This window comes from Actinomycetota bacterium (genome assembly GCA_030019255.1).
Taxonomy (GTDB): Bacteria; Actinomycetota; Geothermincolia; order Geothermincolales; family RBG-13-55-18; genus Solincola_A.
Map to the genome: position 1 here is coordinate 15,911 of JASEFK010000021.1, position 13,460 is coordinate 29,370.

Annotated in this window: 10 protein-coding genes; 4 read left to right on the forward strand and 6 right to left on the reverse strand. The window is 63.1% G+C overall.

The annotated features are described in order from the left end of the window. The first annotated feature begins 330 nt into the window (after nucleotides 1-330). Entirely contained in the window at nucleotides 331-1,947 is a 1,617-nt protein-coding gene (locus tag QME84_12300) for a carboxylesterase/lipase family protein (protein ID MDI6875046.1), read from the forward strand. 330 nt (nucleotides 1,948-2,277) lie between these two features. Here the strand turns inward: QME84_12300 and QME84_12305 are convergent, their stop codons facing one another. Beyond that, the gene (locus QME84_12305; GenBank protein MDI6875047.1) at nucleotides 2,278-2,931 is read right to left on the reverse strand and encodes a lactate utilization protein; all 654 of its coding nucleotides are present in this window, start codon (nucleotides 2,929-2,931) and stop codon (nucleotides 2,278-2,280) included. Between the two features lie 218 nt (nucleotides 2,932-3,149). Between QME84_12305 and QME84_12310 the strand changes: the two genes are divergently transcribed. Further along, nucleotides 3,150-4,166, forward strand: a complete 1,017-nt coding sequence (locus QME84_12310; GenBank protein MDI6875048.1) for a uroporphyrinogen decarboxylase family protein — start codon at nucleotides 3,150-3,152, stop codon at nucleotides 4,164-4,166. Between the two features lie 162 nt (nucleotides 4,167-4,328). On the opposite strand, the gene QME84_12315 is transcribed toward QME84_12310, so the two are convergent. After that, nucleotides 4,329-5,459, reverse strand: a complete 1,131-nt coding sequence (locus tag QME84_12315) for a metallophosphoesterase (protein MDI6875049.1) — start codon at nucleotides 5,457-5,459, stop codon at nucleotides 4,329-4,331. A gap of 107 nt (nucleotides 5,460-5,566) precedes the next feature. Here QME84_12315 and QME84_12320 point away from each other — a divergent pair, with 107 nt between their 5' ends. Beyond that, on the forward strand, nucleotides 5,567-6,514 hold the full coding sequence (locus QME84_12320; protein MDI6875050.1) for a cysteine synthase family protein: 948 nt from the start codon (nucleotides 5,567-5,569) through the stop codon (nucleotides 6,512-6,514). 124 nt (nucleotides 6,515-6,638) lie between these two features. Next, on the forward strand, nucleotides 6,639-8,312 hold the full coding sequence (locus tag QME84_12325) for an ATPase, T2SS/T4P/T4SS family (GenBank protein MDI6875051.1): 1,674 nt from the start codon (nucleotides 6,639-6,641) through the stop codon (nucleotides 8,310-8,312). Nucleotides 8,313-8,580: 268 nt separating this feature from the next. Here QME84_12325 and QME84_12330 read toward each other — a convergent pair whose 3' ends face one another. The 4 genes from QME84_12330 to QME84_12345 all read right to left on the reverse strand — a co-directional run. After that, nucleotides 8,581-8,919, reverse strand: coding sequence for an STAS domain-containing protein (locus tag QME84_12330; GenBank protein ID MDI6875052.1), 339 nt, complete (start codon nucleotides 8,917-8,919; stop codon nucleotides 8,581-8,583). Between the two features lie 21 nt (nucleotides 8,920-8,940). Further along, nucleotides 8,941-10,566 (reverse strand): B-box zinc finger protein, encoded by a 1,626-nt coding sequence (locus QME84_12335; GenBank protein ID MDI6875053.1) that lies wholly within the window; start codon nucleotides 10,564-10,566, stop codon nucleotides 8,941-8,943. 185 nt (nucleotides 10,567-10,751) lie between these two features. Next, the gene (locus QME84_12340; protein ID MDI6875054.1) at nucleotides 10,752-11,627 is read right to left on the reverse strand and encodes a hypothetical protein; all 876 of its coding nucleotides are present in this window, start codon (nucleotides 11,625-11,627) and stop codon (nucleotides 10,752-10,754) included. Nucleotides 11,628-11,775: 148 nt separating this feature from the next. After that, nucleotides 11,776-13,460, reverse strand: a 1,685-nt coding sequence (locus QME84_12345; protein MDI6875055.1) for a hypothetical protein, incomplete at its 5' end; no start/stop codon positions are given.

Consider the following 13,460-nt stretch of genomic DNA (forward strand, 5'->3'; position numbering starts at 1 on the left):
GAATCCCCACACCGACGCCCCGTTCCTTCCACCCGGGCGCCAAAAAGAAAACCCAGCCGCTACCCGGCTGGGTGCCGGCCTGCTCGGCCGCCTGACATACCGGTCAGAGGCGATTATACTACACCCACGCATCACCCGTCTCTTCCCGGCCGCAAGACTTCGTTTATGCGCCTATAAGGTGAGGGGCTTTCTCACCTTTTTCGTCTTTGCAGGGAGGAAAAGAGAATCAACATATCCTTCCTGCCTTTGCAGGTACCCGTTACAACGACAAGGCATTCCTTGGGCTAAAATGGTCTTGCCCGGCAAGCGCGGCGAGAAAAGGAGGAGCGAGTGAATCCCCGTGTTCATTCCAGGCTACTCATCACCATCCTGGTCACGCTGCTCCTGTTCCTGTCCGCCTTCCTCGCCGCGGGTTGTGCGGGGGAATGGGTAAAAGAAACGGGGACCCTGGACACTCCCATGCTGGACAGCGGTCCCATAAGCGGTCGGCTGGAGAACGGGGTCCGTTCCTTCCTTGGGATACCATACGCCGCGCCGCCGGTGGGCGAGCTGCGCTGGAAGGAGCCGCAGCCCGTGGAGCCCTGGGTGGAGGTGCGCCCCTGCCTGGATTACGGACCCTCCTGTCCCCAACCCCGGAGTGACTGGACGGGGCAGCTGGACGTGGGGGAAACCAGCGAGGATTGCCTCTACCTGAACGTCTGGACCCCTGCACGGACCCAGCAGGACAGACTACCGGTGATGGTCTGGATACATGGCGGGGCCTTCCAGACCGGTTCGGGTTCCCTCCCCATCTATGACGGCACTGGGCTGGCCTCGCGGGGAGTGGTGGTGGTGACCATCAACTACCGCCTGGGGCCCCTTGGCTTCCTTGCCCATCCCCTGCTCTCCGAGGAGTCCCCCCACGGGGTGTCCGGAAACTACGGGCTCCTGGACCAGGTGGCCGCCCTGGAGTGGGTCCAGAGGAACATCGCCGCCTTTGGTGGAGACCCGGGGAAGGTGACCGTCTTCGGCGAGTCCGCTGGGGGGATGAGCATCCTCTACCTCATGACCTCCCCGCTGGCGGAGGGACTCTTTCAGCGGGCCATCGTGGAAAGCGGGCCTCTCATGGAGCTGGGACTCCCGGCGGGCGGGACCCCCACCCTGGAGGAGGCGGAAAGGCAGGGTTCGGAGATCTCGAGGAAACTGAGGTGTGCGGACGCCGAGGACGAACTCGCCGCCCTTCGCTCGGTGGAGCCGGAAAAGCTCATGGAAGCGGTCTCTTCGGACAATCCCTTCACGGGGCCCATTAACCTCGGGCCCAACGTCGACGGATACCTCCTCCCCGGGTCCCCGTTGGAGGCTTTCTCCTCCGGAGAGGTGGCCCAGGTGCCCCTCCTGACTGGTATTAACGCCGACGAGGGAACCATCTTCGCCCCCGACATCCCGCCCGAACAGTACAGGTTGATGGTGTCCTTTCTCTATGGCGACCTGGCCCCGGAGATCCTGGCCCGCTACCCTGGCAACACGCCCGAACAGGTCAAGCCGGCGCTGAGCCGACTGATAACCGAGCTTGGCTTCGCCGCCACGGCGAGGTTCACCGCGGAGAGCATGTCCACCTTGGGCACTCCTTCCTATCTTTACCATTTCACCCGGATCCCCACAGACCCTCGCGTACAGGGCCTGGGATCCTTCCACGGGCTGGAGATCATGTACGTGTTCGGTACCCTCGACGAGATGCAGATGATCGGCCTGGATGATGCCGACTTCCACCTTTCCGAGGCCATGATGACCTACTGGACCAGCTTCGCCGCCACCGGGGACCCCAACGCCGCCGATCTTCTGGAATGGCCCTCCTACCGAAAGGGCGAGGCACCCTACATCGAGCTGGGTGAGGACGTCCGCGCGAGCTCGGGCTTCTTCGATGATGCCTACCAGCTCGCCCTTCGGGTGAGCGGGCTGCAACCCTGATCCCGGCCACCGTACCCCATCCCCATAAATGGCCTGGGCCCTGCCTCTTCCCCTTTCCCACCAAAGATTCGGGGTCAGTCCCTTTCCGTTGCCGGCTCCTTGCGTGGTCAGCGGCCGAGCCATCAGGTTACGCCGGCAAGAAAAGCTCCCGCATACAAACCCCCTTCTACAACTTCCCTTCCGGGGGCCGACCGGGTCGGTGGCAACGAGCTCACCACAACCCGTTTTCTTCTTTCGCGAGACGACGCGGGGAGGCGGGCGAGACCGCTACCCCGCGGCCCTTTTCCCCCTTATACCCCTGGGGGTATCAAAATTCAAGACCTGACCCCATTAGAAGCCGAGGGATTCGCCGACCAGGAAGACCTTGAAATCGGTCATCATGGGACGGCGGCTGACGATGGTGGTTACCCGGCAGATGCTCGCGGGCTGGTTGCAATCGGTGCACTGCCCCCTCCGTACGCACGGGGTGTCCAGGTTGTAGCGTATGGCGTTGGCCGGGGCGGCCACTTCCCGGATGCGCTGGAAGGCGGCCGCCAGGTCCGGCACCAGCTTGTTGTAGCCGGCCACGATGATCACCGTGGACGGCCCGAAGGAGATGCCCGCCACCCGGTTGCCTATGCCGTCCACGTTCACGATCTCCCCCCGCATGGTCACGGCGTTGGCGCTGGAGAGATAGAAGGGGCAGGCCAGGGCCTCGCGGCGGACGCGCATGGTTTCCTCGAAGCTCATCCCGCCCTCGTGGGCGAATATCGGGTTACCCCTTTCCCTCAGGGCGTCGAGGACGCCCAGCTGGCGCATAGTCCAGGAACCCCCGCAGCCCACGGGCTGGTCGGGAGGAATGACCTCCAGGATGGCCCCTAACACTCCTTCTCGGACCGGGAAGAACCGGGCGTCGAACTCCCGCTTCCGCAGGACTTCCACGGCTCGCTCGCAGCGAACCCGCACGTAGCGCGACCAGACCTCCCCCATCTCCGAGTAACTCATGCTCCCTCTCCTTTCCGGACGCGTCCGCCGTTCAAACGTTTCGAACTCCGCCCCAACAGTAGGCGTCCCGCGCACCTGCCCGTTTCCGGATTGGAGGACCGCTTTCCCCACACCGGACACGCCTCGCCGTTCATTCGGTTTGGAATTCCGCCGATAAGAGGTATATAATCCAGCCACGCCCGGCTCGCAACACCCGCGCCAGTCGAAGGGAGGGGAGTTTGGATCGTCGCGAGCTTATCCTTGCCGCTTTGGCGGGCGAACCCACCCCGCGATTTCCCGTCCTGGGGCCCGGCGGGCTGATAAACGTGGTCACCCACGAGGTCCTGGAGCGTTTTCACATCCCCCTTCCCGCCGCCCACTACAGCGGGGTGATGATGGCCGAGCTGGCCGTGGCCTGCTACGACATGGTGGGTTTCGACAACATCGGCCTCCCCCTATGCCTGACGGTGGAGGCGGAAGCCCTGGGGGCCAGGGTGGACATCGGTGACGGGACCACCCTCCCCCGCATCACCGCCTTCCCAGAGGACTCCCCCGAGGAGATCGCCGCTGGCGCCCTTCCCGCCCTCCTCAACCACGGGCGCATCCCACAGGTCCTGCGGGCGCTGGAACTGGTCCACGAGATGCGGCCCAGCGCCCCCATCATCGGCAACCTGGCTGGGCCGGCCACCCTGGTCTCCTCGCTCATCCGTCCCTCGGTTCTACTGGAGCTCATCAAGAAGGACCCCGGGTTCCTGGACCGCCTGCTGGAGAGGCTGATATCTTTCCTCTGCGCCTACGCCGAGGCCATGGTGGAGAGGGGAGCGGACATCCTCATGATCCACGAGCCGGCGGCGCGGACCGGCACCTACCTGGGATTCGACCTCTTCATCAACGTGCTCCCCTACCTCAACGAGTTGAGCCGTTACGCCCACCTGGGAGGAGCGAAACTCATTCTCCACGTCTGCGGAGGCCGCATGGAGCAGGTCAAGATGTGCCGGGAGACGGTGATGGATGCCTATTCCTTCGAGGCCGAGGTGGATCCCGCGGAGGCCCACCGCATCCTGGGAAAGCCCATCGTGGGAACGGTGCCCGCTTCACTGGTCCACTACTTCCCGCCGGAGATGGTCCTGGAGGAGACCCTGCTGGCCGTGCGCCGGGGCGCGGCCATGATCACCCCGCCCTGCGGGCTGGGCCTGGACACCCCCTTCCAGAACCTGCGCATCATGAAAGAGGCCTCCCACCGCTTCCGGGTCTGATTCTTTCGATCCGGGGATTTCGGGCCCTTCCGGCGGCGCCGGAAGGGGTAGCCCGTTTCCCGCGGCGCGGGGTTCAGATGGCTACCTGGCAACATTTACCTTTTACGGCGCGATGGAGAGCAGCCCGTTTCCATCGGCGCAAGGTCCCGGTGGACCCGATGATCACGCCACGTCCCGTCGGTTCATGAACCCGCTCCGGGCCGGAGGCCGGGAACCGGAAGAGGGATCCTTCGCGGGGACCTCTATCTCCCAGTCGGAGAGCCGGCGTAACCGCACGGCCCCATCCAGGACCAGGTAGGTCCCCGGCGAATTGCCGTCCTCCTCCTCGAGCCAGCACCCGGTGTTGGCCAGGAGCAAGCGCCTTCCACCCACCCAAACACGTTCCAGCCCGGCCCGGTGGGTGTGCCCGAAAACGAAGACGTCGGGCAGGTACCCGGGCAGGAGCCCGGAAAGAAGTTCCGCCGCCTCCGGGACGTTCTCCCCCACCGCGGTGTAGCGTCGCGGACTCCTCCCGGCGCCGGTATGGAAGCGGAGCAGGCGGGCCAGCAGCCGGAGGAAGCGGTAGGCCCGGTACTCCATCTGGCGTATCTCGGGGACCACGGCGGTGCTGGTGAGAAGCTCGAAAAAAGGCCGGTTGAGCCGGTCGATGTCCGACAAGGTTATCCCGCGGGATCTTCCCAGTACCCACCGGGCCAGCCAGGCCGTCTTCGCCCACCAGAAGGAGCGACTGAAAAAATCCAGGTGGTGCCCGTGCGTGAGAAGGACGTCCCCACCCCCTACGCGGAGGGCCAGGAAAGGGTAAACGAGGCGGAGGGGGAGCCCCTCGATCTCCAGGGAGCAGGCGAGGGGAAAGGGCGAATGCCGGCGCCGCGCGGGCCCGGGGGCAGGAGCGTTCCCGGGGACGTCCCCTTCCCGGAATGGAAAATAATGCCATCCCAGCTCACGCCGGAGACCTTCCTCGGCGCACGCCAGGGCCAGGTGGTTGTCGTGGTTACCGGGAACCAGGGCCAGCTTGCGCGCGCCTCCCCAGTCCGCGAGGAGGCGGAAGAAATGCGCTCCCCCGCCGTGCGCTTCCCGCAGGCCCGCCCTCCAGAGGTCCCATATATCCCCCAGGAGCACCAGTAGGTCCACCTTCCCCAGCTCCTCCAGCTCCCCGAGGAGGGCCTCCACTTTTCGCGGTTCCGACAGCAGGGCGCCCCTCTCACCGAAGTGGGTATCACTCAAGACCACCACCCTGCGAAATCCCGCCCGCTCCGCTCCCACCCTCGCGCAAGGCCGCTCCGCGAACTCCATTCCCGGATAACCCCCGCCTTTAACCCGCGCCCGTCCCTAAGATATAATGCGGATGATTTATTATAGCGGAAAGTGCAAGAGACGGATGAAAGGCTGGCGCAAGGAGTATGGTCACCGCTTCCGACCCCCTGGGACTGATAGGCAACACGCCGGTGGTGAAGCTCACCAAGGTCACCCCCCGCAATCCCCGCGTGGAGATCTACGCCAAGATGGAGGGCTTCAACCCCTGCAGCTCGGTCAAGGACCGCATCGCCAAGTACATGATCGAGGGAGCGGAGAGGCGCGGGGAGCTTACCCCGGACAAAACCATCGTGGAGGCCAGCAGCGGGAACACGGGCATCGGCCTGGCCATGGTGGCCGCCTATAAGGGCTACCGGCTGAAGATTGTCATGCCCGAGTCCATGAGCGTGGAACGGCGCCGGGTGATGCAGGCCTTCGGGGCGGAGGTCATCCTCACCCCCGCCGAGGAGGGCATGAACGGGGCCATCGCCCGCGCGGAGGAGATGGGCAAGGAGCCCGGTTACTACCACCCCAACCAGTTCGCCAACCCGGACAACGTGCGGGCCCATTACGAAGGTACGGGAGAGGAGATACTGCGCCAGGTGGAAGACATCGACGTCCTGGTGGCGGGGATCGGTACCGGGGGGACCATAACCGGGGTGGGAAAGCGCTTGCGCGAGGCCTATCCGAATATCACCGTCGTGGGGGTAGAACCCTACCCCAAGTCCCTCATCCAGGGACTGCGCAACCTCCAGGACTTCCTCCCCCCCATCCTGGACCTCTCGGTCATCGACCGCAAGATCAACGTGGAGGACGGCTGCGCCTTCAACACCGTCCGAGTGTTGGCCAACATCGAGGGCCTCTTCGTGGGCATGTCCTCGGGGGCGGCGGTGCACGCCGCCCTCCAGGTGGCGGAGGGGATGGAAAGGGGCCGGGTGGTGGTCATCCTCCCCGACCGGGGGGACCGCTACCTGAGCACGGACTGCTTCGCCTGCACCAACTTGGAATGCGTGTACCGCGACTTCCTCCGGTCCCTCCAGGGCGGGAAGGGATAACCCCGGAGAACGGCGCCGAGCCTTCAGTTTGTGGCGCCGGATGACGAATAATTTTATGATGTGAAGAGGGGTGCTTCGCCCGGTAACCCCTGAGTACGTATCCGAAAACGGGGGAGATGAGAGCATGCCATCCGCCACGGACCGGCTTTCGCAGCTTCTCCTTAAGAACAACGTAATAACCGAGAAGCAGCTCGCGCAGGCCCTCGAGCGCCAGAAGGAGACCGGGGCCAGCCTGGGCCGGGTGCTCCTCGAGCTGGGTATGGTGAAGGAGAATCAGCTGGCGGAGCTCATCGCCCGCGAACTGGGCCTGGAGTACGTGGACCTCCTCGAATACAAGATAAACATCCAGGCCACCACCTCCATAGACGAGGCCATGGCCCGGCGCTACAACTGCATCCCCATCGACTTCGAGGACGGGAAGCTGGTGGTGGCCATGGCCGACCCCACCAACATCTACGCCTTGGACGACATCCGCCTGAGCACCGGTTACGAGGTGAAACCGGTGGTCAGCGCGCGGGAGGACATCCTAAACGCCATCCAGCGCTACTACCACCTGGACACGGACGTGGTGGAGGAGGCCCTCCAGGACAGGGGCGACGAGGAGGTCGAGGGCATCACCGGCGTGGTGGACGACACACCCCTGGTAAGATTTACCACGACGATGATCACCGAGGCCATCAACCGGGGGGCCAGCGACATCCACATCGACCCCCGGGAAAACGAGGTCCTCATCCGCTACCGGATAGATGGCGTGTGCCAGGAGATCAAGCGCCTGCCCAAGAACGTCCACGACGGAATAGTGTCGCGCATCAAGATCATCTCCGACCTGAACATCGCCGAGCGCAGGGTGCCCCAGGACGGCCACTTCGGGCTGGTGACCAACGGGAAAGCCATCGACTTCCGGGTCGCCGTCCTCCCCACCGTCTACGGGGAGAAGGTGGTCATGCGTATCCTGGACAAGTCGAGCATCCTCCTGAGGCTGGAGGACCTGGGGTTCCTGCCGGAGGCCCTCGAAAAATACCGCCAGGCTTTCACCAAGCCCCACGGGGCTCTCCTGGTGACCGGCCCCACCGGTAGCGGGAAATCCACCTCCCTCTACGCCACCCTGAACGTGCTCAACACGGAGCACAAGAACATAACCACCGTGGAGGACCCGGTGGAGTACCGCCTGGCGGGCATCAACCAGGTGCAGGTGAACCCCAAGGCCGGCCTGACCTTCGCCAACGCCCTGCGCAACATCCTGCGTACCTCTCCCGACATCCTGATGGTGGGCGAGATCCGCGACCGCGAGACGGCCAAGACGGCCATCGAGGCCGCCCTCACCGGCCACCTGGTACTCTCCACCCTGCACACCAACGACGCTCCCAGCGCCCTGCCCCGTCTCATCGAGATGGGGGTGGAGGCCTTCCTGGTGTCCTCGGCCATCAACTGCGTGATGGCCCAGAGGCTGGTGCGCAAGCTCTGCCCCAACTGCAAGGTTCCCTACGAGCCCGACCTGGAGGTCCTCAAGGCCCTGCAGTTCCCCTATGAAGACATGGACGAGCTCATCCTCTATAAAGCCAACGAGAACGGTTGCGCCAAGTGCGGGGGCACGGGGTACAAGGGGCGCATCGGCCTCTTTGAGGTCATGCCCATGAGCGAGGAGATAAAGAAGCTTACCGTCAAGGAGGCCTCGGCCACGACGATCATGAAGCAGGCCAAGGAAGAAGGGCTCATCACCATGCGCGACGACGGGTTCATCAAGGTGAAGATGGGAATAACCTCCATCGAGGAGGTCATGCGCGTGGTGGCCATCTGACGGCGGGCAAACCGCAACTCGTCTGGGCGATTACAACCGGCGCTGCCTCGTGATAATGCGCGTGGTGGCAATCTGGCGGCGGGCAACCGCAACCGACCCGTCGCCCTGCCTTCGCCCTTTCCCCGGCTATCCTTGAGGAGTGTACGATGCGGGTCTTCCCACCGCCGGTTCACGTCCCCGCACCGGAAAGGCCACAAGGCCATACGCTCACCGTCCCTCGAGACTTGAATGGGTGATGAGGGTCACTGACGGGAATGGAGGAGGATCCTCAGAGAGCCGCCAGGGCCTCTTCCAGGGTGGGGAACAAGGGGATTATCTTCTCCACCTGGACCACTCTGAAGAGGTCGGCCACCATATCCGAGGCGCGGGCGATGACCAGCTTACCCCCTTCCCTTTCCGCCTTCTTGTGAGCGTCGACGATGACCGAAAGTCCGCCGCTGGAGAGGTAGCTGGTGTTCTCCATGTCCAGGACTATGCGCTTTACGCCCTTCTTGAAGATGGAGTTTATAAAGGTGAAGAACTCCTCCACGTTGGTGGAATCCACCACGCCCTCCAGGCTCACCAAGGCCTTGGTCCCGTCCTCCAGCATCTCCACTTCCCAGGCCATGGCCTCACTTCCGGAGACGCTTCACTCGCGCACCGCCCGCCCGAACTGGAAGAAGATCTCGGGGATGGGAGGCATGCCGAAGCCAACGATGAAGGCCAGCAGGGTGGGCATGACCATTATCCAGATGAAGGCTCCCGGGAACATGGCCTCCATGGTGTGGCGCATGATCTCCGCGCCGTGCTCCCAGATGAAACGGAAGGAGATGAGATCGAAGAAGATGGTGCGCAAGGCGGCGTTCTTGGTGATGATGAGGAACCAATGCAGGAACTCGCCCAAAAAGAGCGCGAAAAAGGTGGTCAGCGCGGCCTGCACGGCCAGCTTGGTGCCATGCTTCCTTCCCGCCTTCCACCAGAAGAGCAATCCGAGGATGATGCCGATGGACACGGCGTGGATGCCGTATTCCGTGTCCCGGGGCACCAGGTAAGCGTTGGGCACGGCCCAGAGGACGACCCCGAGGACCAGCATGAGTAGGATGAACAGGGCCGCCTTCCACCAGCGGGAGGCGATCTCCGTGTGTTCCGAGGACCGCGGCTGGGCCAGGAAGGACCAGCGCTCCGCCCTCTCTTCCCTCCCCCTGCGGCGTTCCTCACGCGATATGCGCGGCGCCGCCTCCTCCACCGCTAGGGAGGGAGCGGGGGCATCAGCCAGCCTCTCCTCGAGGGCGGCCGCCGTGTCTCTCCCTGCCCGCGGCCTCGCAGGGGCCCCGGTCTCCGGCCGCAGGAGGGTGGAAAGTACCTCCTCCACGCTGTCCGCGTCCGGGGTACGTGCATCCGGCCCCCGTCTCTTTGCCGGCTCTCCCCTCCCCCGGCCGCCTTCCGGGCGCAGGAGCCGGGAGACCACGTCGTCGAGCAGGGCCTCGTCGGGGGCAGCCGCCGCGGTGGAAGGGACCGACTCCGGCTCACGGGGCCTGTCCGGTCCCCTCCCTGTCCTTGAGGGAATGACGTCTCCCTCCCCGGGGCGCGCCCTCCCACCAGCCCTACTCTCTTCGGACGCGACCATTTCCTCCGGCCCCGGCGTATATCCGCCCGCCGCGCCTTCCTCGTGCTTGCCACGTACTTCTTTCGCGGCCGGCCGCCGCCTTCCCGGGAACCGGAATCTCCTCCTCTCTCCGGCCTTCGCCAGTTCGCTGAAATCCTCGTCGGGGCCCAGGGACAGGAAATCCGTTTCCCCACCGCTTTTCTCCTCTAATCGATTTGCAACTTCTCCAGCGGCGATGGTTCCCTCCCGGACTTCCAGCGCGGGGGACCATTCCGCTCGCCCGGGCTCCTTATCCTTCCTGGTTCTTTTCCAAAACCTTCCACTTTCCACGGGCTGCGGCGATACGGTTTTTGCCCCTCCGGCTTCCGGCCTCGCCGCCGACGCGTACCCTTCCGGCATCCCGGGTTCCTCAGAGAGCGAAGGTGGTACCTTGAGAGCCTCTTCACGTAGCTCGGTCCCGGCAGCCACCGGGGAAGGTCGAGCGGCGGTCGCCTCCCCCTTCTCGCCGGGGGGCGCGAGCTCCCGGCTGAACTCGTCTATCCGCCGTCGGTGGCACTCGGGGCACAGTGTGGTCTGGTCCGTCTCCCGCACGCACTCGATGCAGAACCCGGTACCGCACTCCCGGCAGGTGGCTACCGCCCTCTTCTGGGGATGGCGGGGGCAGTTCAAGGACTACACCTCCATGCAACATCGGGAAAAGCCGAACTTTTCCTTTTCTCTTCTTCCCAAAACATGTAAGCCTGCATTGCCTTTTTCGTCACCCAGCCTTGTATGCTTCGCGACACATTGTTCATTTCTTACCATACCACAAAGCCCCGTCATCCGCTTTCACCACTTTACGTCGGCAACCGATTTCACCGTAACGAACCCGATTCCACGTACAACCTGTTTATCTCCAGCTCGATCTCGCTTATAAGCGGATCCAGAGAGAATATCATAAGCCTTTCCTTCAATCCCTCCACCACCAGTGGATAGGCGTCGAGCATCTCCCGAACCCGTCCGAAATCCGCACTGACACCGATATCTTTCTCGAGATTGGCAAGGGGAAGACGGTTGATAATCTGCTCGACGACCTTTATAAGGGCGGCTGCCACTTCCAAGAAATAGGCGTGATAATCGGACAATACGGAATCGATGGATAATCCCGCAAGCGCCTGCAGGGTTGTTTCCAGGGCCTGCCGCAGCCTTTCCAGCCTCTCCCGCCATTCAGCCTGATCCCGGGGCATCTCCAGTTGGGTGATGATCGCCTCCTCCCGCAGAAGGGGCTCGACCGCCAGAAGAAGGGATTCCAACTCCTCATAAAAAAGGGACAGCTCCTCGAGGGCCTGACGGGCGGGAGGTATAAAACCACTTACCAGTTCCCCCATACGCACAAGCTTATCCCGGAAATCGATGGAGGATAGATCATCCAGAGCCTGGCTGGCCGTCTCAACGGCATCTTGTCCCGATTTTATGGCGGACCTGGCGTCGTCCAGAAAGGAAGCGTTCTCGAAATCGAAATCAAATAGCGCCTGAAGACAACGCGTCGCCCCCTGCAACGCCCCCTCGAAGTTCCGGATAGAATCGCCTGCCCGCTCAAGTCGACCGGCGAGGGAATCGCCTCCGCAACCAGCTGGAAAAATCGCCGCGGATAAAAGGAGAGTTAACGAGAAGAACAGGATTAATCCCGATAACCTACCGACATCCATGGAAGAATCATTGTATTTCGTGTCGGGTATCCCGCTGGCCATAAGGACCTCCGGCCGTTGCGGACAGGAGGCTTCTCTACCTTCCCGGCCATCACTCCAAGGACTATACCGTTCAATAAAACTGTATATACCGACCAGAAAGAAAAGAAGGGGGCGGGCAAAATGCCTGCCCCCAAGTTATACCCGACGATTACCAGTCCCCTCCGTCGGCATCGTACTTGAAACCTTCGAGCTTGCCCTCGATATGATGCCCCAGACCCAGGATATTCAGGTTGGAATGGAGCATCAGGACGAACTGGTCGAAGAAAGTGATGGGCGCGTCGTCGTTGTGATAATCCACGCCGGTGGCGTTGAGGGCATTGACCAGGGCCTGGGCACGAGCCCCTGAGAGATTGACGATCAGGTTGGTCAAGAAGGCCTGGCCGTTGGCGCTTGCCAGGGCGCCGGCGAGGACGTTGGTGTCCAGGGCACCCAGCAGGTTCTGCAGGAAGGTGCCGTTGGTGTTGATGGCCCCGGCCAGCACGCTCGGGTTGAGGTTGGAGATGAGCTGGGTGAGGAAGGTCTGGTTGGTGTTGATGGCACCGGCGACCACCGACGGGTTGAGGTTGGCGATGAGGTTGTTGAGGAAAGCGCCATTGGCGTTGATGGCCGCCGCCAGTACTGACGGGTTGAGCGCCCCGAGCAGGCTGGTGAGGAAAGTCTGGTTGTTGTTGACGATATAGGCCACCTGGGTGGCATCCAGCTTGGAGACCAGGGTGGCCAACCAGTTCCTTACCGAGTTGGAATTGAGAACGTTGGCCAGGACAGTGGTGTCCAAGCCGGTTATCAGGCTGCTCATGAAGGTCTCGTTGGCATTGATGGCTGTGGCCAGCACCGTGGGCGAGAGGTTAGTGACCAACCCGGTGACGAAGATCTGGTTAGCGTTGACCGCGCCGGCTATGACCGCCGGGTTGAGGTACCCTATGAGGTTGGTTATGAAAGTCTGGTTGGCGTTGACCGCGTTGGCCAGTACTTGGGGGTCGAGGGCACCCAGCAGGTTGTTCACGAAGGTCTGGTTCCCGTTGATGGCCGCGGCCACCACGCTGGGGTTGAGGGCACCGAGCAGGTTGGTGAGGAAGGTACCGTTGGCGTTGATGGCGTTGGCCAGCACCGTGGGATTGAGCTTGCCCAGGAGCTGGGTGAGGAAGGCTTCGCTGGCGTTGATCACGTTGGCCAGGACGGTGGTGTCCAGGTTCTGCACCAGGGCGGTGACGAAGGCTTCGTTGGCATTCAGGGCGCCGGCGATGACCGAAGCATCGAGGTTGGACATGAGGTCGGTCAGCCAGGCCCCGTTGTTGTTGACCACGTAAGCGAGCTTTGTCTCATCGATTTGCGGGAGCAGTGCGGTCAGGAAATCCCTGGTGCTGTCGGCATTGGCTATCCCGGCGATGGCCGAGGTATCCAGCCCGGGGATGAGGGTGTTGGTTATCCAGGCGGAGAGGCCACTGATCATGCTGTTCACCGTGGCCGGGGCGACGTTGGTGACCACGGAATTCAGCCAGCTCACGTTGTTGTTGACGATAGAAGCCACGTTGGCGGCGTTGAGCTGCGGGAGCAGGGCGTTGAGGAAAGCGGTGGTGGCCGGGTCGTTGGCCATGCTGGCGATGGAGCCAAGAGCGTTAACCCTCAAATCGTTCATGAGCTGAGCCCACCAGGCGGGATCCAGGTTGTTGACCACGTCTACCACCATTCCGGTGGAGAGGTGGGAGATGAGCTGGCCCACGAAGTCCCCGTTGGAGTTGAGGACCCCGGCCAGGATGGCCGGATCCAGGTAGCCGATCAGGGCGTCCACGAAGGCGGTGAACTGGGGCGAGTTGGCGATGTTGCCCAGGACTT

Excerpts from the sequence above, each read along its gene's own strand:
- QME84_12305 (MDI6875047.1), bottom strand. The coding sequence starts at position 2,931 with ATGAGTTACTCGGAGATGGGGGAGGTCTGGTCGCGCTACGTGCGGGTT.
- QME84_12315 (MDI6875049.1), bottom strand. The coding sequence starts at position 5,459 with ATGGAGTTCGCGGAGCGGCCTTGCGCGAGGGTGGGAGCGGAGCGGGCG.
- QME84_12320 (MDI6875050.1), top strand. The coding sequence starts at position 5,567 with ATGGTCACCGCTTCCGACCCCCTGGGACTGATAGGCAACACGCCGGTG.
- QME84_12325 (MDI6875051.1), top strand. The coding sequence starts at position 6,639 with ATGCCATCCGCCACGGACCGGCTTTCGCAGCTTCTCCTTAAGAACAAC.
- QME84_12330 (MDI6875052.1), bottom strand. The coding sequence starts at position 8,919 with ATGGCCTGGGAAGTGGAGATGCTGGAGGACGGGACCAAGGCCTTGGTG.
- QME84_12340 (MDI6875054.1), bottom strand. The coding sequence starts at position 11,627 with ATGGCCAGCGGGATACCCGACACGAAATACAATGATTCTTCCATGGAT.